13 protein-coding genes are annotated in these 22,911 nt (G+C 48.2%); 12 read left to right on the top strand and 1 reads right to left on the bottom strand.

From position 1 onward, the window contains the following. Positions 1 to 139: 139 nt before the first annotated feature. The 9 genes from glgB to GLV97_RS03225 all read left to right on the top strand — a co-directional run bounded on the left by glgB (position 140) and on the right by GLV97_RS03225 (position 12,954). Positions 140 to 2,053: a 1,4-alpha-glucan branching protein GlgB gene (gene glgB, locus GLV97_RS03265; RefSeq protein ID WP_160837284.1), complete on the top strand. Its 1,914-nt coding sequence runs from the start codon at positions 140 to 142 to the stop codon at positions 2,051 to 2,053. Then, positions 2,050 to 3,207 (top strand): glucose-1-phosphate adenylyltransferase, encoded by a 1,158-nt coding sequence (locus tag GLV97_RS03260; RefSeq protein WP_202409705.1) that lies wholly within the window; start codon positions 2,050 to 2,052, stop codon positions 3,205 to 3,207. The genes glgB and GLV97_RS03260 overlap by 4 nt, the downstream gene beginning before the upstream one ends. Positions 3,208 to 3,224: 17 nt before the next feature. Further along, positions 3,225 to 4,331: a glucose-1-phosphate adenylyltransferase subunit GlgD gene (gene glgD / locus GLV97_RS03255; protein WP_160888985.1), complete on the top strand. Its 1,107-nt coding sequence runs from the start codon at positions 3,225 to 3,227 to the stop codon at positions 4,329 to 4,331. Between the two features lie 102 nt (positions 4,332 to 4,433). Beyond that, positions 4,434 to 5,864: a glycogen synthase GlgA gene (gene glgA / locus GLV97_RS03250; RefSeq protein ID WP_160837280.1), complete on the top strand. Its 1,431-nt coding sequence runs from the start codon at positions 4,434 to 4,436 to the stop codon at positions 5,862 to 5,864. Between the two features lie 26 nt (positions 5,865 to 5,890). Beyond that, a complete protein-coding gene (locus GLV97_RS03245; RefSeq protein WP_160837788.1) occupies positions 5,891 to 8,329 on the top strand; it encodes a glycogen/starch/alpha-glucan phosphorylase in 2,439 nt (812 codons plus the stop codon). Positions 8,330 to 8,349: 20 nt separating this feature from the next. Then, entirely contained in the window at positions 8,350 to 10,269 is a 1,920-nt protein-coding gene (locus GLV97_RS03240) for an alpha-amylase family glycosyl hydrolase (protein ID WP_160888984.1), read from the top strand. Between the two features lie 11 nt (positions 10,270 to 10,280). Then, entirely contained in the window at positions 10,281 to 10,655 is a 375-nt protein-coding gene (locus tag GLV97_RS03235) for a PH domain-containing protein (protein WP_160837276.1), read from the top strand. A gap of 115 nt (positions 10,656 to 10,770) precedes the next feature. Continuing rightward, a complete protein-coding gene (gene rpoN / locus GLV97_RS03230; RefSeq protein WP_160888983.1) occupies positions 10,771 to 12,069 on the top strand; it encodes an RNA polymerase factor sigma-54 in 1,299 nt (432 codons plus the stop codon). Positions 12,070 to 12,129: 60 nt separating this feature from the next. Continuing rightward, positions 12,130 to 12,954 (top strand): YihY/virulence factor BrkB family protein, encoded by an 825-nt coding sequence (locus GLV97_RS03225; protein ID WP_160841001.1) that lies wholly within the window; start codon positions 12,130 to 12,132, stop codon positions 12,952 to 12,954. A 39-nt stretch (positions 12,955 to 12,993) separates the two neighbouring features. Here GLV97_RS03225 and GLV97_RS03220 read toward each other — a convergent pair whose 3' ends face one another. Then, positions 12,994 to 14,046: a P1 family peptidase gene (locus GLV97_RS03220; protein ID WP_160888982.1), complete on the bottom strand. Its 1,053-nt coding sequence runs from the start codon at positions 14,044 to 14,046 to the stop codon at positions 12,994 to 12,996. Between the two features lie 374 nt (positions 14,047 to 14,420). Here GLV97_RS03220 and gltB point away from each other — a divergent pair, with 374 nt between their 5' ends. The 3 genes from gltB (at position 14,421) to GLV97_RS03205 (ending at position 22,728) form a co-directional block, all read left to right on the top strand. After that, positions 14,421 to 19,001 carry a glutamate synthase large subunit gene (gene gltB, locus GLV97_RS03215; protein WP_160840999.1) on the top strand — a complete coding sequence of 1,527 codons (4,581 nt, stop codon included), beginning with the start codon at positions 14,421 to 14,423 and terminating at the stop codon, positions 18,999 to 19,001. A 19-nt stretch (positions 19,002 to 19,020) separates the two neighbouring features. After that, entirely contained in the window at positions 19,021 to 20,508 is a 1,488-nt protein-coding gene (locus GLV97_RS03210; RefSeq protein ID WP_160837266.1) for a glutamate synthase subunit beta, read from the top strand. Between the two features lie 183 nt (positions 20,509 to 20,691). Beyond that, entirely contained in the window at positions 20,692 to 22,728 is a 2,037-nt protein-coding gene (locus GLV97_RS03205; RefSeq protein WP_160837264.1) for a catalase, read from the top strand. The last annotated feature ends 183 nt before the right edge of the window (positions 22,729 to 22,911 follow it).

Here is a 22,911-nt window from a genome sequence, read left to right as displayed (position 1 = left end):
AGAATATTTTAATGAATTGTAATTGTAAATCTATACTAGTGATTTTATGATGAATATAGGAGATAACAAACGTTTCCGAATTTGTTGATCTGCAGAAGGTCTGGGCAGAAAGTTTGATATTTAGACGAGGAGTGATTGTGTGGTCCAGGATACATCTTTAGAACATGATATTTATTTATTCCATGAGGGAAATCTCAGGTACAGCCACAAACTGCTGGGGGCCCATCCGGATACGAGAAACGGGGAGCAGGGCATCCGTTTTGCTGTCTGGGCTCCGCACGCCGTTCAGGTGAGTGTCGTCGGTCCATTCAATGACTGGGACGGACGGGAAAACCCAATGGAAAAAATCAATGACAACGGCATATGGATCGCCTTTCTTCCGGGCTTGGAAAAAGGGGCGCTTTATAAATACGAGATTTTAACTCCTCACGGACACCTGCGCTTGAAGGCTGACCCTTATGCTTTTTCAAGTGAACTTCGTCCGAATACCGCTTCGGTTGTCTACCCGCTGGATGATTATTCATGGGGCGACCATGACTGGATGAACCAGCGGAAAGGACGTAACCCCTATGAATCACCAATGTCGATCTATGAACTTCATTTAGGATCCTGGAAGTACATAGAGCCCGAGGTATTTTACAACTTCCGGGAATATGCAGATATGGTGATTCCTTATGTGAAAGAGCTCGGCTATACCCATATCGAACTTCTTCCGATGACCGAGCACCCATTTGACCGCTCCTGGGGATATCAGGCGACTGGATACTTTTCCGTCACTTCCCGTTACGGCACCCCGGATGATTTCAAATACTTTGTCGATCAATGTCACAAAACTGGAATCGGTGTCATATTGGACTGGGTTCCCGGCCACTTCTGTAAGGATGAGCACGGTCTGCGCAGGTTTGATGGGGAGGCGCTTTACGAATATGCCAACCCGAGCAAAGCCGAGAAAACGCAGTGGGGAACGCTTACGTTTGACTTTGGAAGAAGTGAAGTACAGAGCTTTCTCATCTCAAATGCGGTGTACTGGTTGAAAGAATACCACCTGGACGGTCTGCGCGTTGACGCTGTAGCCAGTATGCTTTACCTCGACTTCGGCAAGGAAGATGGCGAGTGGGAGCTGAATGAATATGGCGGTCGGGAAAACATTGAGGCGATCGATTTTATAAGGAAAATGAATAAAGCCGTTTTTGAAGAGGTACCGGATACGCTCATGATGGCGGAGGAATCAACGTCCTGGCCGCTCGTCAGTGCACCGACACATATCGGGGGCCTCGGGTTTAATTACAAGTGGAACATGGGCTGGATGAACGACATGCTCAAGTATATGGAAATGGACCCGATCCACCGTAAGTACCATCATAATTTAATCACATTTTCTCTTCATTACGCCTTTTCCGAGAACTTTGTATTACCGATTTCTCATGACGAAGTCGTCCATGGAAAGAAATCGTTGCTAAATAAAATGCCGGGCGACTATTGGCAGAAATTCGCCAACCTGCGTGCATTTCTGGCTTATATGTACGCCCATCCCGGTAAGAAGCTTCTATTTATGGGGGGTGAATTCGGACAATTCGATGAGTGGAAGGATTTAGAGGACCTGGACTGGGAACTGCTGGACTACGACTCCCACGCCTCCATTTTGGAGTACACGAAACAGCTTCATCAGCTGTATCAGGATATGCCTGCGTTATGGGAGCTTGATCACAAGGCAGAGGGTTTCACATGGATCGATCCGAATAACTATGAGCAGAGCATTATTTCTTTTGTACGGAACAGCAGGACATCAAACGATCAACTAGTGATTGTATGCAACTTCACTCCAGAGGTTTACCACGATTATAAAGTCGGAGTGCCGGAACAAGGCTCATATGAGGAAATATTCTCGAGTGATGCGGAGCACTTTGGTGGTTCCGGGCAGAGAAACGGTCTGCCGCTGGATACCGTATCCTCTCCATGGCAGGGTCAGAACCAGCATATCACCATGACGGTTCCCCCGCTCGGTGTGAGCTTCCTGAAAAGAACATCAGTAATCCAAGGAGGAGAATCATGAAAAATAAAGAATGTGTAGCGATGCTTCTAGCTGGTGGGCAGGGAACCAGACTGAAATCATTGACGAAACAGATTGCTAAACCTGCTGTATACTTCGGCGGTAAATACCGGATCATTGATTTTCCGCTCAGCAACTGTACAAATTCAGGCATTGATACGGTCGGCGTACTCACCCAGTACGAACCGCTTATTTTAAATGATTACATCGGCATCGGGGATACGTGGGACCTGGACCGCAAATTCGGAGGTGTTTCTGTACTTCCTCCATTTATGGAGTCTGAAGGCGGTGGTTGGTATACAGGAACGGCCAATGCCATTTACCGCAACCTGAAATTCTTGAACCAGTATGATCCGGAGCACGTACTTGTCCTTTCCGGCGATCATATTTATAAGATGGATTACGGCGCGATGCTTGACTATCATAAGGAAACAGATGCGGATGTAACCATATCTGTCATTGAGGTTCCCTGGGAGGAAGCCAGCCGTTTCGGAATTATGAACGCAGATGATAATGGAAAGATTACGGAATTTGATGAGAAACCTGAATATCCGAAGAGTAACCTGGCCTCCATGGGTGTCTACATTTTCCGCTGGGATGTCCTGAAGCAGTACTTGATCGACGATGCGGAAAAAGAGGATTCCTCCCATGATTTCGGAAAGGACATCATTCCAACTCTTCTTAACGATTATAAAAAGATGATGGCTTATACCTTTGAAGGTTATTGGAAGGACGTCGGAACAGTCGACAGCCTGTGGGAAGCCAACATGGACCTGCTTAAGAGAAATCCTGAATTGAACCTTAGTGATTCCAGATGGCGGATCTATTCGAAAAACCCAAACCAGCCGCCGCAGTATATTGCTCCATCGGCTACGGTGAAGAATGCGTTGATTAATGAAGGCTGCCGGATTTACGGCCGAGTGGATACATCGGTGATTTTCTACGGTGTCCACGTTTGTGAATCTTCTGTTGTCAAAGACTCTGTCATTATGCCGGATGTTAAAATCGGCAGAAATGTCACCATCAACCGGGCCATTATATCCAAAGGAACGGTGATCGAGGATGGAGCCGTGATCGGTGATCCTTCTCCGGACAGCGAAATCACGCTGGTTGCGGATGAAGGAAGTGTTCTGGCAAAAAGTTATGCTACAAATTGATTTTCGAGGAGGATATTATGGATCGCATCGCTGGAATTATTAACCTGGACCATGAGCAGGATATGCTCGATGAACTTACGTACTTTCGCTGCGGGGCAGCTGTACCTTTTGCCGGACGTTACCGGATGATAGATTTTGCTATTTCGAATATGACCAATTCCCGGATTGAATCTGTAGCGGTCTTTGCCAGAAGAAAATACCGGTCGCTGATGGACCATTTGGAACAAGGGAAAGCCTGGGATCTGGACCGCAAACGGGGCGGTCTCTTCATCCTCCCTCCTGACTGGAATGACCCGACCGATATTTCCCGCGGGGACCTGCAGCACTTCCATAATAATATCGATTTCATTAACCGGACGCTGGCGGATTATATCGTCATTTCCGGATCCCAGCACATCTGCAACATCGATTATCAGGATGTTCTGCAGGAGCATAAGCAGTCAGGAGCGGACGTGACGGTCATTTATAAAAATGTGAATGAGATGCATCACGAGCATGAACGGGCCCACAAGCTTGATATCGACGAAAACAATCGTGTGACGAATATTCACAATGACCGCAGCAGTCATAACGTCTATATGGATATGTACATCATTGATAAGGAATTCCTGTATAACCTGATTGAAAAATGCATCGCCCACGGATGCTCCAACTTTTTCCTGGATGGGATTAAAGGTAAACTTCCGGATATTCATATCAATGCCTATGAGTACCGCGGGACTCATGCCCTGATCAATTCTGTGGAAAGTTACTACCGCAACAGCTCCAAGCTTTTGAATGCCTCAGAGCATGATGATTTGTTCAAGGAGGATGCCCCGATTTTTACGAAGGTGAAAAACGAGGCCCCTTCGAATTACACCCAGTCCTCACATGTGAGGAATACGATGGTGGCCAACGGATGTGTCATTGAAGGGGAAGTCGAGGACAGCATCCTGTTCCGTGGCGTCAAAGTGGGAGAAGGGGCGGTGGTGAAGAACTCCATCATCATGCAGCGCTGTGAAATTGAAGAAGGAGCGGTTCTGGAAAATGTCATCCTTGATAAGGACTGCACCATTTCCAGCGGCAAAACGCTGATTGGAGCACCCGAAAAGCCGTATGTGCTAGCGAAGCGGCGATCAATGTAATCCCCCTTTGTCAGGGACTGTCTGGACCTTACCGCTCGGGCAGTCCTTTTCCTTTAACGATGGTTAAGTGATGGATTGAACAAAGATAAGGAGTGGAAATACGTGAATATTTTAATGATAGGTTCAGAATGCACCCCTTTTATTAAGACCGGTGGTCTTGCTGATGTCCTTGGCTCCCTGCCTCATGCCTTGAAAAAACAAGGCGCTGATGTTCGTGTCGTTCTTCCGAAGTATGAGAACATGGATGACCACTGGAAGGAACAGCTGACTCATCTCGATGAACTGGATGTCACGCTTGGATGGCGCAGTCAGTACGCAGGGATCGAATACATCAACTATGAGGGCATCCCTGTTTACTTCATAGATAACGAATACTACTTTAAACGGTCCAACCTTTACGGATATGGAGATGAAGCAGAGCGGTTCGTCTTTTTCAATAAAGCGGTCATGGACTTTATCTGCACGCTGGAGTGGACCCCTGATGTTCTGCACTGCCACGATTGGCAGACCGGACTCATCCCTGTCTACCTACATACCCATTACAAGGATGTGGAAAAGCTTCAAGGTATGAAAACGGTCTTCACTATCCATAATTTGAAGTATCAGGGAATTTATCCGCAGTCGGTACTTCATGATTTGATGGATTTCGATGAAAGCATGATGAGAGATGACGCTTTTGAATTTTTCGGAAACATCAACTTTATGAAGGGTGCTTTGAACTACGCCGATTTTATTACCACCGTCAGTGAAACTTATGCAAAAGAGATTCAAACCCCGTATTATGGGGAAAACCTAGACGGAGTACTTCGAAAGCGGACTGACGAATTAATCGGAATTGTCAACGGCATCGACGAGCATAACTATAACCCTATGAAAGATGAAGCATTAGCATTTCCGTATCGCAGCTCCATGGTCAAAAAGGCTCAGAACAAGATGTGGCTGCAGGCTGAATTAGGACTGCCTGTACGCAAGGAAGTACCGATGATTGGCATCGTTTCCAGATTAGTGGAACAAAAAGGGTTCGACTTGATCGGAAGGGTGATTGACGAGCTGCTTTACCATGATGATGTTCAAGTAGTCCTGCTTGGTACAGGGGAATATCAATATGAGCAGCTGTTTCAATGGGTACAGCACAGACACCCCGAAAAAATGTCAGCGAATATCCGTTTTTCAGAGCCGTTATCCCGTCAGATTTATGCGGCCAGTGACATGTTCCTGATGCCTTCCCGTTTTGAACCGTGCGGTATCGGTCAGTTGATAGCCTTAAGGTATCTGTCTGCTCCGATCGTAAGGGAAACAGGGGGACTTGTGGACACTGTTCAGCCATATAATGAGGAGACAGGGGAAGGGAACGGATTTTCATTTACAAACTATAACGCCCACGACATGCTGTACACGATCCGCCGGGCCGTCGAATTCTATCAGGAGCCTGCTTCTTGGCAGAATCTTGTAAAAAACATCTGCAGGAGTAAGTTCACTTGGAAAAACTCTGCGGAGCAGTACATGGATTTATATCAAACGATGTTCCGGTAGAGTTGATAGGAGGAACCTTTATGGTGATGTTCAGTAGTAAAGAGGAATTCAAGGCCGCGTTTAAGGCACAGTTGGAGGACCGGTACGGCAGAACACTGGAGACCGCTTCGGAGTACGATACGTATCGGGCGTTAGGGACGTTGATTCAGGAGAAAATCAATAACCAGTGGCTTCACACCCAGCAGCATTACAAGCGTAACAAAACGAAGCAGGTGTTCTACTTCTCTATGGAGTTTTTGATGGGCCGCCTGCTTGGGAACAATCTATTAAACATGAATGTTCTCAACCTTGTAGAGGAAGGGCTGGAGGAGCTTGGTTTGTCCCTCTCCGGTTTGGAAGAGAAAGAAAGTGACGCAGGCCTCGGTAACGGTGGACTCGGCCGTCTGGCTGCCTGTTTCCTGGATTCCCTGGCATCCTTGGAAATGGCCGGGCACGGCTATGGCCTGCGGTATAAGTACGGCATGTTTGATCAGCATATCATGAACGGAAAACAGGTGGAATTTCCTGATTACTGGCTTTCCGAGGATTTTGTCTGGGAAGTGAGACGACCGGATGAGGCGGTTGAAGTCCGTTTTGGCGGACAGGTTTCATCCACACGTGATAAGGATGGAAAGCTGCATTTTAAGTATGAACACTATGAACCGATACAGGCGGTCCCGTACGATGTCCCGATCACAGGATACAATAACGAGACTGTAAATACGCTCCGTCTATGGTCCGCTGAACCGTCTGTGGGAGATACGATGTCCCGTGCAGAAAAAGAAGGAGATTTCGGCCATTTCCTCGGGCATAAACGTTCACTGGAATCTATATCCGACTTTCTATATCCGGATGATTCCACGGAAGAGGGGAAGCGCCTGCGCTTAAAGCAGGAATACTTTCTTGTGTCCGCCGGGGTCCAGTCGGTGGTCCGCTACTTTGAGAACCTGGGCGTTCCATGGTCCTCCTTCCCTGAGAAAGCGGCCCTTCATATCAATGACACCCACCCGGCCCTCGTTATTCCAGAGCTGATGCGGATCCTTATGGATGAAAAAGGGATTGGATGGGAAGAGGCATGGGAAATTACCCGGGCTTCTGTCTCCTATACCAACCATACAACTCTTAGTGAAGCTCTTGAGTCCTGGCCTGTAGGTCTCGTCCGGTCGCTGCTTCCACGGATTTTCATGATCATTAACGAAATCAATGAGCGCTTCTGTCAGGAACTGTGGAGCACTTATCCAGGCGACTTCGACCGCATTGCCGACCTTGCCATCGTAGCAGACGGCCAGGTGAAAATGGCTCATTTATCCATTGTCGGCAGTCACAGCATCAATGGTGTGGCGAAACTCCATACAGAAATCTTGAAACAACGGGAAATGAAACGTTTCTACCATACATTCCCAGATCGCTTCAACAATAAAACCAACGGAATTACTCACCGCAGATGGCTCATGCACAGTAACCGCAAACTGACCTCACTCATTACGGAAGCGATCGGCGACAGCTGGATACGTGAGCCGCAGCAGCTGAGCCGTCTGATGAGCCGGAAGGATGACTTGAGCTTTCTCGATCAGCTTCACGATATCAAACACCAGAACAAAGTGGAATTTGCGGAGTGGGTACAGCAGACTCAAGGAATCACCGTCAATCCACACTCCATTTTCGATGTCCAGATTAAACGCCTCCACGGTTACAAACGTCAACTGCTTAATGCTCTTCATATTATGCATTTATACAATGAATTAAAGGCAGATCCTTCGATGGAAATGGTACCGAGGACCTTCTTCTTTGGAGCCAAGGCAGCCCCGGGCTATTATTTCGCGAAAACAGTCATTCAATTGATTAACCGTATTGCAGAAGTGGTCAACAATGATCCTGCTGTAAACGATTATATAAAAGTAGTGTTCCTTCCGAATTATTCGGTTTCCATGGCGGAAAAAATTATCCCGGCGACCAATATCAGTGAGCAGATTTCGATGGCTACGAAAGAAGCTTCGGGTACAGGGAATATGAAATTCATGATGAACGGTGCTGTTACTGTGGGAACGATGGATGGTGCTAACGTTGAAATCCATGACCACGTCGGGGACGATAACATTTATATTTTCGGTCTCACTTCCGAGGAGATCTGGGAGTATTACAATCAAGGCTCCTACTCTTCCAGTGAGATTTATCATAAGGATGACCGGATCCGCCATATTCTCGATGAATTGATTCACTACAGTCCTTTTTCTAAAGGCGAGACTGAATTCCAGGCCATTTACGATGCTTTGGTCACCTATAACGACGAGTACTTTGTACTGAAAGATTTTCCAGATTATCTGCTGGCTCAGAAAAAAGTCAGCCAGGATTATCAGAGAAAGCGTCAGTGGAACTTGAAGAGTCTCGTGAACATTGCCCAATCCGGGGTATTCTCCAGCGATCGAACGATTCAGGAATACGCCGAAGAGATTTGGAAGATCGATCGTGTCGGGGCACTGAAGTAGTTATATAGGGGGACGGATTTGTGAGACAAAAGGAAATGTATCATAACAGCTTTGAAGAATCCTACAGAGAGCCTTTCGGTGCTGCGCCGAAAGGTTCTGCTGTTACGCTGAAACTGGATGTACTCAACCGCCATCGTGTATCCCATGTCATTCTGCACTATATCCTGGACCGCACCGATCATGAAAAAACGAAGGAAATGGATGTGTGCAGCGAGGAGCATCAGTGTACGACCTATGAAACGACGATTAAATTACCGGAAAGTCCGCAGTTGATCTGGTATTTCTTTGAGATCATCTCTGAAGACCGCACCCTTTTTTATGGGCGGGAGCGGAGCAATGAGAGCGGCGAAGGCAGGGTATACGACCATATTCCGCCGTCCTGGCAGATTACGGTTTATGACCCTGCATATGAAACACCGGAATGGTGGAAGAATGCAACAATGTATCAAATCTTTCCCGACCGGTTTTATCCAGCCGGCGACATCGATATGAAAAAAGCACCGGAAACGAGTCTTGTTCATGCCCATTGGGAGAACGACCCTGTTTATATCCGCAATGAACGTGGAGAAGTCATCCGGTGGGATTTCTTCGGGGGGAATTTGCAAGGCATTACGGAAAAATTGGATTACTTGGAGACACTCGGAATCACCGTTCTCTATTTGAACCCGATTTTCGAAGCGGAAAGCAATCACCGTTATGATACGGGGGATTATCATAAAATCGATGAACTGCTGGGGACAAAGGAAGACTTTGAGACGCTGATTGAAGAAGCGGGGAAACGAGGAATGGAAGTTATGCTGGACGGGGTGTTCAGCCACACGGGAAGCAACAGTATTTATTTCAACCGTGAAGGAAATTACGATTCCCTTGGAGCCTACCAATCCAAAAATTCCCCTTATTACAGCTGGTATACATTCCATAACTACCCTGACGAGTACGACGCCTGGTGGGGTGTAGGGACGCTGCCGACATTAAGGAAGGAAAATGAAGATTACCAGAATTTTTTGATTCACGATGAAAATAGTGTCATTAAAACGTGGCAGGAATCAGGGATGAAGCACTGGCGTCTCGACGTAGCAGATGAGCTGACTGATGATTTAATCCGTCAGATTTACACCCAGCTGAAGAAGAAGGATGCATCCAGTGTACTCCTTGGGGAAGTGTGGGAGGATGCCTCCAACAAATCCGCTTATGGAAAACGCCGCGATTATTTTCTCGGAGGGGTCCTGGACTCGGTGATGAACTACCCGATGCGGCGGATTCTTCTCGACTTTGTTAAAGGCGATATGGATGCCTATACCGTGCACAGGCGCTTGATGACCTTATGCGAGCACTATCCGAAAGAATATTTTTATGCCGTGATGAACATGCTGTCGAGTCATGACGTTGAAAGGATTTATACGATGCTTGCCGACTTTCTGCCGGATGACTTTTCAGATGAGCAGAAGGAAAAGCTTATTCTCAAGCAGATCAAGGCTCTCAGTCTCTGGATCTATGCTTTTCCGGGGGTTCCCTCTTTATACTATGGCGATGAAGCCGGGTTGACGGGAGGAGCAGACCCGGATAACCGGAAGCCTTACCCTTGGGGAAGGGAGGACCAGGAGCTGCTTGACTGGTACACGAAGATTGGGAAATGGCGCCAAGAGCACGACGTCCTCCGTACCGGGCACTGGAAATCTTTTGCGCTGGACGATGATGTCATCGGGTTTGAGAGGTGGAACGACAACAATGTCGACCATTTTGGAAATGAAGCCTCAAACGAACGGATTCTCTTTTTGTTCAACCGGAACCTTCGTGAAAAGCGGGAGATCAATATTCCCATTCAAAAAGGAAAGTGGCAGCAGCTGGAGAACAAGAAAAGTATCTTCAGTTCGAAGAATAACTGGCTGACAATCAAACTGGATCCGTCAGAAAATATGATTCTGAGGTTAATGAAATAGGAGGCATACCCATGGGTTTTTTAGATGGTTTAATGGGAAACGCATCAGAAGTAGATGTATCGAAGCTTGAAAAGGATTTAGAGGATATCCTGGCCGGGGGTGAGCAGGTGGAGAGCGGCTATAAGGTGCTGCGCGACTCGTTCATTTTTACAAACAAACGTCTGCTGCTCGTGGATAAGCAGGGCATGACCGGCAAAAAAGTCGAGTACCACTCTATTCCGTATAAAAGCATTACCCACTTCAGTGTGGAAACAGCGGGAAGCTTTGATTTGGATTCTGAGCTTAAAATCTGGATATCAGGGTCTTCGGAGCCGATCGGGAAGCTGTTTAAGAAGGACAGCCCGATTGAATCCGTCCAAAAAACACTGGCTGAACATGTGTTGTGACCGCCGCGGCCTTCTTCCACGTCATGGGAAGAAGGCTTTTTCTATTGAAAAATGATTCCCATTCAAGCATCATGGAAGTACATAGTTGTGAAAGCGTTACCAAAGAGGTGTTTTTATGAAGCTTGAGCTTGTTCAGAAACAAACGACTGGGTTATTCATGACAACAGAAATGCGCCAGGCGGTCCAAATGCTTCAATATACATCGGGAGAGCTGTGGGAGTATGTTCAACGGGAGGTCGATGAAAACCCGCTCCTTCATTTTTCTGCAGCGGACTCTTCGATGCCTTCAAATCGATCGTCTGGGAACCGCATAGAGGAGCTCACACCCGGGAACACATCGTGGCGGGAAAATGTGGAGAATCAAATCCGTTTGATGCAGGTGTCCGCTTTGACGAAGTCCATGCTCACTTTTCTTGCGGGGCATTTGAATGATGATGGTTTCTGTGAAGCCACAGACGAGGAAACAGCGGACACTTTTCATACAACGGTGGAGGCGGCCAGGCAGGCACGCATGTCTATGTTCAACCTGGAACCAGAAGGCGTCGGCTCCAGGGACATCCGGGAGTATTTGATTTTTCAGGCTTTACAGCGTTTTCCCGGAGATGAGGTTCTGCCGGTTATCATTCGTGATCATTTCGATGATCTCGCTTATGGAAACTGGGAGGAAATCGAAAATTACACGGGTATTCAACAGCCTGAAGCGGAAGAAGCACTTATGCGGTTGAAGCAGCTCAATCCTCGGCCGCCAGCTTCCTCTTTGTCGTCAGCCGGACCGTCTCTGCCTCCCGATCTGATTTTGGAGGAAACCACAGAAGGCTGTCATCTGCACGATCCTTATTCCATAACGAAATACCTTGGATGGGATCAGGAGCTTCTTGAGCTGTATGATACGAATGAGGAGACTGCCGATTTTTTTAAAGAGGATTATAAACGGGCCCGGTGGCTGATGAAAAGTTTGGAAAGCAGAAAGAATACCTTGCTGAAGACAGCTGAAGCCATCGTGCGGCATCAGCAGGATTTTTTCAGCGGCCGTCCACTGCAGCCGCTGACACTGAAAGACGTGGCGGAACAGGTAGGAGTGCACGAATCCACTGTCAGCCGGGCAGCTGCCAATAAAGTCATGCAGACGCCGAAAGGGCTGTATCCTTTAAAAAGCTTCTTTGTCACAGGGTATCAAAATGACGAAGGAAAAGGGTATTCATCCAGTTATGTGAAGGAATGCATCATCCGGATCATCCGGGAAGAGACTAAGGGAAAACCGTATTCCGATCAAAGCATCAGCCGTCTCCTCTATCACCAGGAAGGGCTGCACATATCGAGAAGAACGGTTGCCAAGTACAGAGAATCTTTGAAACTCCCGTCCTCCACACGGAGAAAGGATGGCACGGGGGAGCCTCTTCTCCTACATTCATAGGTTAATATTCCCTTAAATCGGGGATAGACTATTAAAGTGGAATGAAGGAGGAGAGAAACATTGAAGAAAATCATCGATTATACGAAAGCGGTTATAAAGGAATTTCAAAAAGATAACGTTCCCCTTCTCGGGGCCGCCCAGGCTTATTATTACCTGTTGTCCATCGTTCCCATGCTGATTCTGCTATTATCCATCCTCCCTTATTTGAATATCGAATCAGATACGGCGATCCAGGCGATGGGGAACGTTCTTCCGAGCGGCACCGTTGATGTCTTCCGTGAGAACATCGTTGCGGTAGTGGAACAGCCGAACGGGGGACTGCTTACAGTCGGTATTCTTGGTACACTCTGGTCAGCTTCCAGCGGAATCAATGCGTTTATCCAATCCGCCAACGAAGCGTATGAAGTAGAAGAAACGAGGTCATTCATCAAAGTTAGGTTACTGGCGGTTGCCTTGACGATAGGTATGATCGTAGCGATTGTTGTGGCTCTTGCACTGCCTGTGTTCGGGCAGGTCCTGATTGATTTTATCAACCTTCCCGCTCAGACGGAAATGCTCATGCAGGTGCTGCGCTGGGTCATTAGTATAGCTGTGATCGGTCTTGTGTTACTGGCCCTTTATCACTTTGCGCCTAATAAAAATATTCCATTCAAGCACATTCTGCCGGGAGCTGTCATCACCGCTCTTCTCTGGCAGGTCATTTCTCTGGCTTTCTCGTTTTACATCACGAACTTTGGGAATTATTCCGCAACCTATGGAAGTCTCGGTGGTGTCATCATTCTTATGCTGTGGTTTTTCCTGACTGGTATTATTTTAATGATCGGTGCAGAAATCAATGTCGTCTATCACCGACGCCACGGAGGAAGAAAGTCAAAAGCAGCTTAATGGAAAAGAAGGTCTCCCCATACAGCGGGAGACCTTCTTTTATAGGAGGGAGCATCCGGTTTTCTCCAGAAGATCGTTCAGTGTCGGGCGTTGACCACCCTTGCTGCTTTCTACCGGCATTGCGTGAAGAAGAGATTCCAAAACAGCTTCCTCACAGGATTCACGAATGGCACGGAAGGCTTCGTCCATGTCTTCTTCATGGAGCATCTCTAAAGAGAGGGGCTGGTCCGGTTTATCATGTGGAATGGTGCCGGCTGTTGTAAAACCGATAACGACCTCACCGCTGCCATTGCCGACAATGGAACCGGTCCGGGACAATCCGGCTGCCGCCCGTTTGAGGATCCGTTTCAACTGCCTCTCTGAGACCGGAAGATCGGTCGCACAGATGACCATGACCGATCCCCGGTCCTTTTCCTGGTCCTGAACAGCCTGGCTCAATTCTCTGCCGACTGCTTTTCCATCCACCCGCAGGTCACTCAACGTGCCGAAGTTGGTTAATGTAAGAACGCCAAGTGTGTAAGAACCGTGGTTAAGATCAATCTTCCGCGAGGCTGATCCGATTCCACCTTTCATGGAATAACACAGCATCCCTGTCCCTGCCCCGACACTCCCTTCATCAAAGCTGCTTTCCGCCTCCTGGAGCGCTTGGAGAACATCCTCTTTCGTTACACTCCGGTTTCGGATATCATTCACATGCATATCATTGCATTCTCCGACAACGGGGTTGACGGTTCCCGTCGTCCGTCCGATCTCAGGGTTCCGCTCCAGACTGTAATCAACGAGTGCATCGTATACGCGACCGACTGCAAATGTATTCGTTAAGGCGATGGGGGTTTCCAATGTTCCCATTTCATCGACCTGGATTAAACCAGTGGTTTTTCCGAATCCATTGATGACATGTGAGGCTGCCAGCAGCTTTTGCTTGAAAAGGTTCCCTTCATGCGGGAGGATGACGGTTACCCCTGTACGGGCTTTTCCTTCCATTCGGGTCTGGTGGCCGACTTTGACGCCGTGCACGTCGGTGATTTGATTCCGTTCCCCTGCCGTCATCCGACCGATTGTAATTCCGTATGTTCTTGTTTTTGTTCCCATCTATGTATTCCTCCTTACCACCTCACTACTTCTAAACCGAAGTCCGTTATTCCTTTCTTTTGTATGAAAATACAAATGAAGGGTTTATTATGCGTGTGAACCGTCGGTAAAAGAGGATTTCCCCGTTTTATTATGAATAAAATAAAATTTATTCAAAAAAATTTATCCGCGATATTGGTTGCGCTTACATCGTTTTTATAAGTGGATTTGTAAAGGATTGTCATTGTCGTATTTGCATGAAAATTCACCGGTCATGCCTGATGAAGGCGTGATTCTTCCCTGTCTTCATGCTATACTAGTAAGAAACTGAAAAGACAGAATTTTTCTATTATTGCCTGCAATCTTCAAGAATAAGTCCGCTAGGGGGAAAGATAATGCAAAAACACGGATATCCTGTTCCGCAGGGGCTTTATCATCCGGAAAATGAGCATGAAGCTTGTGGTATCGGAGTTATTGCCAACATCGATGGGACAAAGAGTCACAGTATCGTAGAAAATGCCATCACGATCTTATGTAACCTTGAGCACCGGGGCGGTCAGTCCGCGGATGTCAGTACAGGGGATGGTGCCGGTATTTTAACCCAGATTCCTCATAAATTCTTTGAAAAACAATGTGAGAAAGAAGATATATACCTTCCGGAGGCTGGGAAATACGGGATCGGCATGGTTTTCTTCCCGGAAGATCATGCATTAAGAGTCGACTGCATGCGCCGCTTCCAGCGTATCGTTGAGGAAGAGGGCCAGCAGTTTCTCGGCTGGCGTACTGTACCTGTCAACGATTCCTTCGTAGGGAAGGATGCGAAAAAGACGAAACCATTCATTCGTCAGGCTTTTGTCGCACCTTCTGAAACGATCCAGTCACAGATGGATCTGGAGCGTCGTTTATATATTATCCGCAAACGGGCGGAAAGCGAAATAGCTTCCATGGAGCAGTATGATGACTTTTATATCAGCAGCCTGTCTTCCAATACCATCGTTTATAAAGGTATGTTGATTCCGGAACAGCTGGACTCCTTTTATATTGATTTGAACCACCCTGACTTTAAGACCGCCCTCGCTCTAGTGCACTCTCGATTCAGTACGAACACCTTCCCGAGCTGGAAACGATCACATCCAAACCGCTATACCATTCATAATGGAGAGTTCAATACACTGCGGGGAAATGTGAACTGGATGAGAGCGAGACAGGAGCTGTGTGAGTCTGAATACTTCAGCAAAGAAGATTTGGACAAGCTTCTGCCGGTCATTGATGCCAACGGAAGTGACTCATCCATGTTTGATAATGCTTTTGAGTTCCTTTACTTATCAGGACGTTCACTGGCGCACACCGCCATGATGATGGTCCCTGAGCCATGGTCCAATGATGAGACCATTCAGGAAGATAAGAAAAGTTTTTATGAATACCACAGCACGTTGATGGAACCATGGGACGGCCCTGCTGCCCTTGCCTATACGAACGGGAAGCAGATCGGTGCCTGCCTGGACCGTAACGGCCTGCGCCCTGCCCGTTATTACGTAACGAAAGACGGCATGATCGTTCTCGGATCCGAAGTCGGTGCGCTTGATATTTTCGCTGATGATATTTTGTACAAAGACCGTCTGCACCCAGGGAAAATGCTCCTTGTTGATCTTGAAGAAGGGAAGATCATCCCGGATGAAGAGATCAAGCTGCAGATTGCCCGTGAATATCCATACCAGGAATGGATTGATGAACATAAATTCGATTTGGAGGATCTTCCGGAGCCGGCCACAGAGCATCGTCCGATCGGTAACCTGATCGATCAGCAGCTCGCCTTTGGATATACGACGGAGGAACTCAATAAGATCCTTATGCCGATGGTTACGGATAAGAAAGATCCGGTCGGTTCGATGGGGTATGATTCTCCGCTGGCTGTTCTCTCTAAAAAGCCTCAGCTGCTGTACAGCTACTTTAAACAGCTGTTTGCCCAGGTTACCAATCCGCCGATCGACGCCATTCGTGAAAAGTTAATCACCATGGTGGAGACGACGATTGGTGCCGAAGGGAACCTCGTGGACCCTAAACCGGACAGCTGCCGTCAGATCCGGCTGAAGACGCCGATTCTGACAAATTCAGAACTTGAACAGCTTCGCCAGCAGACGGTGGAAGGATTCAAGCCGGTGACGCTGTCGATTTTATTCAAAGCGGAAGAGAATGGAATGAAAGCTTCTCTTGACCGTTTATTTGAAGACGCCGATCAAGCGGTGGAAGACGGAGCAACGCTGATTATTTTATCTGACCGCGGTGTGAATGAAGAGTATGCTGCGATCCCTACGCTGCTTGCCGTTTCCGGCCTTCACCACCATCTGATCCGTAAAGGGACACGGACGAAGGTCAGCCTGCTTGTAGAATCCGGGGAAGCCCGCGAAGTCCATCACTTTGCAACGCTTCTCGGTTATGGGGCAGAAGGAATCAACCCGTATCTGGCCTATGAGTCTCTGCGTGACCTTATTGAAACCGGTCAGATTGAAGCTGAATCCCATGCGGATGCTGTACAGACATATATTAAAGCGGCAACAGACGGAATTATTAAAGTACTGTCCAAGATGGGGATTTCAACCATCCAGAGTTACCGCGGAGCTCAGATTTTTGAAGCGGTCGGTATTCATATGGATGTGATCGACCAATACTTTACACGTACAGCCTCCCGCCTTGGCGGAATCGGTCTGGACATAATTGAAAAAGAAGTATTGATGCGTCACGAAACAGCTTTCAGCGAAGCCCGCGGCGGAAGCCGTACCCTTGATGCGGGGGACGATTACCAATACCGGAAAAATGGAGAGGATCATCAGTATAACCCGCAGACGATCGCGACACTGCAGCACGCCTGCCGTGCCAACGATTATGATCTGTTCAAGCAGTATTCACAGATGCTCACAGATGAAAAGCATAACCTTCAATCCCTGCGTGGACTTTTATCCTTTAAAAAACGGCCGTCTATTCCGTTGGATGAAGTGGAATCGGTCGAAGACATTACCCGCCGCTTCAAAACCGGTGCGATGTCCTTCGGTTCCATCAGTCAGGAAGCCCACGAGGCGCTTGCTGTTGCGATGAACCGCATCGGCGGCCGCAGTAACTCCGGCGAGGGTGGGGAAGACCCGGCCCGTTTTGAACCGGAAGAAAATGGAGATCTGAAGCGGAGTTCGATTAAACAGGTGGCTTCCGGCCGCTTTGGCGTAAACAGCCACTATTTAGTCAATGCAGATGAAATCCAGATTAAAGTCGCCCAGGGGGCCAAGCCTGGGGAAGGCGGCCACCTGCCTGGTAAGAAAGTGTACCCGTGGGTTGCTGAAGTCCGTGGCTCCACTCCGGGTGTTGAATTGATTTCACCTCCGCCGCACCATGATATTTATTCAATCGAGGATCTGGCTGAATTGATCTACAATTTGAAAAATGCCAATCCAAAAGCCCGTGTCAGCGTGAAGCTTGTATCGGCTGTCGGTGTCGGAACCATCGCTGCAGGTGTAGCGAAAGGCCGCGCAGACCTTGTTCTGATCAGTGGATATGATGGGGGTACAGGGGCGGCACCGCGTACAAGTATTAAGCATACCGGCCTCCCTTGGGAAATCGGCCTGGCTGAAACCCACCAGACCCTTGTGCTCGACCGTCTTCGTGACCGCATTGTTGTTGAAACGGACGGCAAAATGATGACGGGACGTGACGTCGTTGTAGCCTCTCTTCTTGGGGCGGAGGAATATGGATTTTCCACAGCGCCTCTTGTCGTGCTCGGCTGTGTCATGATGCGTGTCTGCCACTTGAATACTTGTCCTGTTGGTGTTGCTACCCAGGATCCTGAACTGCGGAAGAAATTCACGGGTGAAGCGGATCATCTTGAAAACTTCATGCGCTTCATTGCACAGGAAGCAAGAGAGATTATGGCGGAACTCGGTTTCCGTACGATCAATGAAATGATTGGACGTACCGATGTACTTGAAACAAACGAAGCCATTGATCACTGGAAAGCAAAAGGGGTCGACCTGTCCGCTCTCCTTTACCAGCCGGATGTACCTGATAACTATGGTTTATTTGCTGTGCGTAAACAGGATCATGGACTGGATAAAACGCTTGATATGGAAGAGCTGCTTCCATTATGTGAAGACGCGATCCAAACAGGCAGCCCGATGAAATATACCGGATCGATCCGGAATATCCACCGGGTGACAGGGACGATTCTCGGCAGTGAAATCACCCGCCGTTACGGCGCGGAAGGTCTTCCTGAAGATACGATCAACCTGACATTCAAAGGTTCAGCGGGGCAAAGTTTCGGCGCATTTATTCCTAAAGGGATGACGCTGCGTTTAATTGGAGATTCCAATGACTACGTCGGTAAAGGACTGTCCGGCGGGAAGATCATTGTTCATCCTTCACCGAAGTCGTCCTTCCGACCAGAGGAGAACACGATTATCGGAAACGTGTCCTTCTATGGAGCTTCTGCTGGAGAAGCTTATATTAACGGCCTTGCCGGCGAACGTTTCTGTGTGCGGAACAGCGGGGCGGATGTTGTCGTTGAAGGTGTAGGAGACCATGCCTGTGAATATATGACCGGTGGCAGGGTCGTCGTCCTTGGAGGTACCGGCCGCAACTTTGCCGCAGGTATGTCAGGAGGCGTCGCCTACGTTCTTGATGAAACGGCCCACCGTTTTGAAACGAAATGCAATAAAGAGCTTGTGCTCCTGCAGCAGCTGCAGGATTCACAGGAAATCCAGGATCTATATGACATGATCGACCGTCATGTTTCTTATACAAACAGCCCGCTGGGACAGAAGATCCTTGCGGAGTGGCCGCAGTACGTCAGCCGATTTGTCAAAGTGATTCCAAGAGATTACCTGCACATGCAGGAACGCATCCAGCGCCTGAAAGAAAGTGGACTGGACAAATTTGACGCAGAAATGACAGCTTTTGAAGAGAGAAACAAACCGGTGGAAACCGTTAAATAACAGCGGAGGGGGAGACCTGATGGGAAAACCAACTGGATTTATGGAATATACGCGCCAGGCCATACCTGAGCGTGATCCTGAAGTTCGAACAAAAGACTGGGAAGATTACACCCTTCCCCTTTCAGATGAGGAAGTACAAAAGCAGGGGGCCCGCTGCATGGACTGCGGCGTCCCGACGTGTCACTCCGGCATGGAGATCAACGGCATCACAACCGGATGCCCTGTGTATCACTTAATTCCAGAGTGGAATGACCTTGTATACCGTGGGAAATGGAAGGAAGCTCTTGAGAAGGAGCATGAAATGAACAACTTCCCGGAATTCACCGGATTTGCCTGCCCGGCTCCGTGCGAAGGTGCCTGTGTACTCGGCATTAATGAACCGCCGGTAGCCATCCGGAGCGTGGAGCGTTCAATCATTGAAAAAGGATTCGCCGAAGGCTGGGTGACGCCTCAGCCGCCGGCCTACCGTACCGGGAAAAAGGTTGCGGTTGTCGGTTCCGGTCCGGCCGGCCTGGCTGCGGCTGCGCAGCTGAACAAAGCCGGGCACTGGGTGACGGTATATGAGCGCAATGACCGTGTAGGTGGACTGCTGACCTACGGAATTCCAGAGATGAAGCTTCCATATTCGGTTGTGGAACGCCGTGTCGACATTTTGAAGCAGGAAGGCATTCAATTCCTCACAAACACAGAGGTGGGTCGTAACTACCCTGTGTCCCGCCTGAATGAAGAATATGATTCTGTCATTCTTTGTGGCGGTGCAACCACACCGAGGAACATCGACGTAAACGGCAGGAACCTGAAAGGGGTTCACTATGCCATGGACTTCCTTCATTCCAACACGAAGAGTCTTTTGGATTCGGATCATGAAGACGGCAATTACATCAGTGCCAAGGATAAAAATGTCATCGTGATCGGTGGGGGAGATACAGGGACAGACTGTATGGCTACCTCTATGCGTCATGAATGTAAGAGCCTGACTCAATTCGATATCTATGATAAGAAGAGCAGTGTCCGCGATAATGAAACAAACCCGTGGCCGCAGTATCCGATTATCCACCGTGTCGAATATGGACAGAAAGAAGCAGAAGCTGAATTCGGAAAAGACCCGAAAGCCTATGCAGTCATGACGAAAAAGTTCGTCGGTGATGAGAACAACCGCATCAAGGAAGTGCATACCATTGATGTCGCGCTTTCCTATGATGAAAAAGGGAACAAAGTACGTACAGAAATTCCTGGAACGGAAAAAGTATGGCAGGCGGACCTTGTCCTGCTTGCGATCGGTTTCAGCGGACCGGAACAGGATCTAATTGAGAAGCTGGGCATAGAAACGACGGTGCGCTCCAATGTCGCTGCCCAGTACGGCAAATATACGACTAATGTAGATGGTGTGTTTGCGGCAGGAGATATGCGCCGCGGACAGAGTCTGATTGTGTGGGCGATCAATGAAGGTCGTGAAGCGGCCCGTGAATGTGATCGTTACCTCATGGGTACGACTCAGCTGCCATAAGTGAAACGAATAGACAGAGGGTGGACAGCGATGTCCGCCTTTTTTTTATAGGTAGTGGTTTCGTTGTTTTTGTTTTCTAAAAATAGTGAGGATCTTGTTTAACTTGTCGACCCCCCGGGTACGTTTAGATTGTAATGGTTATTTTTTACTCACCATTCTAAACGTTATCAGAGGAGGAGCACAATGAGCGATAAGCGTACAAAAAAGGATGAGCAGCTGGACGAGTACAGGGTAGATGATTCTGGAAAACATATGACCACCAACCAGGGAGTGAAAGTATCTGAGGATGAATTCTCCCTCAAGGCTGGTGAACGCGGCCCGACGCTGATGGAGGATTTTCATTTTCGCGAAAAAATGACTCACTTTGACCATGAACGAATTCCTGAGCGTATTGTGCACGCCAGAGGATTTTCTGCTCATGGAGAATTTCAATTATATAAATCTCTCGAAAAATATACGAGTGCTGACTTTTTGACAGATACATCGAAGACGACCCCGACCTTTACACGTTTCTCTACGGTTCAAGGGTCTAAGGGCTCTGCCGAAACCGTGCGTGATGCCCGCGGGTTTGCAACGAAATTTTATACACAGGAAGGAAACTTTGACCTTGTTGGAAACAACATCCCCGTTTTCTTCATTCAGGATGCAATCAAATTCCCTGATTTAATTCACGCTGTTAAACCGGAACCACATAATGGCATGCCGCAGGGGGCTTCCGCCCATGATACGTTCTGGGACTTTGTTGCCCATAACCAGGAGTCCGCGCACATGGTGATGTGGACAATGTCCGATCGTGCTATTCCGCGAAGTCTGCGTATGATGGAAGGTTTCGGTGTACATACCTTCCGCCTGGTTAACAAAGAAGGCGTTGCACACTTTGTGAAGTTCCACTGGAAACCTGTCCTTGGCACGCACTCCCTTGTTTGGGACGAAGCCCAGAAAATCAATGGTAAAGATCCGGACTTCCACCGCGGGGATCTTTGGAATTCGATTGAAAACGGCGACTATCCGGAATATGAACTTGGTATTCAAGTGATAGCGGAAGAAGATGAACATAAATTTGATTTTGATCTTCTGGATCCGACGAAGCTGTGGCCGGAAGAAGATGTTCCTGTTGAAATCGTCGGTAAACTGACGATGAACCGCAATGTGGATAACGTGTTTGCGGAGAACGAGCAGGTAGCCTTCCACCCGGGCCATCTGGTACCAGGGATCGACTTTACGAACGATCCGCTGCTGCAGGGACGTCTGCATTCCTATACAGATACACAGTTGATCCGTCTCGGAGGTCCAAACTTCCATGAGCTTCCGATCAACCGTCCGGTATGCCCGTTCTTTAACAATCAGCGTGATGGGTATGGACGTCAGACGATCAATAAAGGTCCTGTGGCTTACCATAAAAATGGGCTGGCTGGTAATACACCAACACCGGCGAGCAAGGCAGAAGGCGGCTTTGAACATTACCAGGAAAAAGTGGACGGCCATAAAGTCCGTGCACGCAGTGAAAGCTTCAAAGACCACTTCTCCCAGGCAACCCTTTTCTGGAACAGCATGAGTGATCATGAGAAGAATCACATTATTAATGCGTTCAGCTTTGAACTTGGGAAAGTGCAGAGTGAAGATGTACGTGAGAAAATCGTCGAGATGTTCTCCAACGTCAGCCTTGAGCTTGCCCAGTCCTTTGCTGAGAACATCGGTGTAACCCCTCCGGAATCAGGTGGATCGAACGTTACCAAATCTTCTCCGGCGCTCAGCCAGGCGAATACCGTTCATTCCCCGGCGACGAGAACGGTCGGTGTCATTCTTGCTGACGGGTTTAACGGTCAGGACGTTAGGCAGACACTTGAACATCTGGAGTCTCAAGGGATCATGACAAACATCATCAGTAACCGTCAAGGTATGCTGAAAGGGGACGACCAATCAGAACTGAAAGTGGATCATACGTTCCTTACAGTAGATTCTGTTCTTTATGATGCGATTTATGCCGTCGGCGGCGCTGAAGCTGACCAAACGTTTGCCAAACAGGCCGGGAACTTCCTGTCTGAGGCGTTCATGCACTTCAAACCGATCGGAGCGACCCACGAAGGTGTAGAATATGTGCAGCAGAACGATATGGACGGTCAAAGCGGCGTCATCACCGGTGACAGTGCAGATCAGTTCGCCAAACAATTCAGCGAAGCGGTTTCCGCACACCGTTTCTGGGATCGTGAAGTTATGTAAGTCTATGGAAAGAGGAACGGCCCTGCCGTTCTCAGGCTGCCGGGTGAAAGCCCGGCAGCTTTTTTTATTTGTTGTTTCAAAAATGCTGGAAATAGGGAATAGTAAAAGAAAATCCAATAAATACTGAGGTGATCGCATGATTCGTACAATCTTGATGATTATCGGTTTAATCGTAGTAATCAG

The organism is Halobacillus litoralis (assembly GCF_009856355.1).
GTDB classification, from domain to species: Bacteria; Bacillota; Bacilli; order Bacillales; family Halobacillaceae; genus Halobacillus; species Halobacillus litoralis_B.
Note: the sequence above shows the minus strand (reverse complement) of the source record. Positions and strands in the feature narration are given on the sequence as shown.

Coding starts and splice junctions, on each gene's coding strand:
- GLV97_RS03260 (WP_202409705.1), top strand. CDS start 2,050: ATGAAAAATAAAGAATGTGTAGCGATGCTTCTAGCTGGTGGGCAGGGA.
- glgD (WP_160888985.1), top strand. CDS start 3,225: ATGGATCGCATCGCTGGAATTATTAACCTGGACCATGAGCAGGATATG.
- GLV97_RS03245 (WP_160837788.1), top strand. CDS start 5,891: ATGTTCAGTAGTAAAGAGGAATTCAAGGCCGCGTTTAAGGCACAGTTG.
- GLV97_RS03235 (WP_160837276.1), top strand. CDS start 10,281: ATGGGTTTTTTAGATGGTTTAATGGGAAACGCATCAGAAGTAGATGTA.
- rpoN (WP_160888983.1), top strand. CDS start 10,771: ATGAAGCTTGAGCTTGTTCAGAAACAAACGACTGGGTTATTCATGACA.
- GLV97_RS03220 (WP_160888982.1), bottom strand. CDS start 14,046: ATGGGAACAAAAACAAGAACATACGGAATTACAATCGGTCGGATGACG.
- gltB (WP_160840999.1), top strand. CDS start 14,421: ATGCAAAAACACGGATATCCTGTTCCGCAGGGGCTTTATCATCCGGAA.
- GLV97_RS03210 (WP_160837266.1), top strand. CDS start 19,021: ATGGGAAAACCAACTGGATTTATGGAATATACGCGCCAGGCCATACCT.
- GLV97_RS03205 (WP_160837264.1), top strand. CDS start 20,692: ATGAGCGATAAGCGTACAAAAAAGGATGAGCAGCTGGACGAGTACAGG.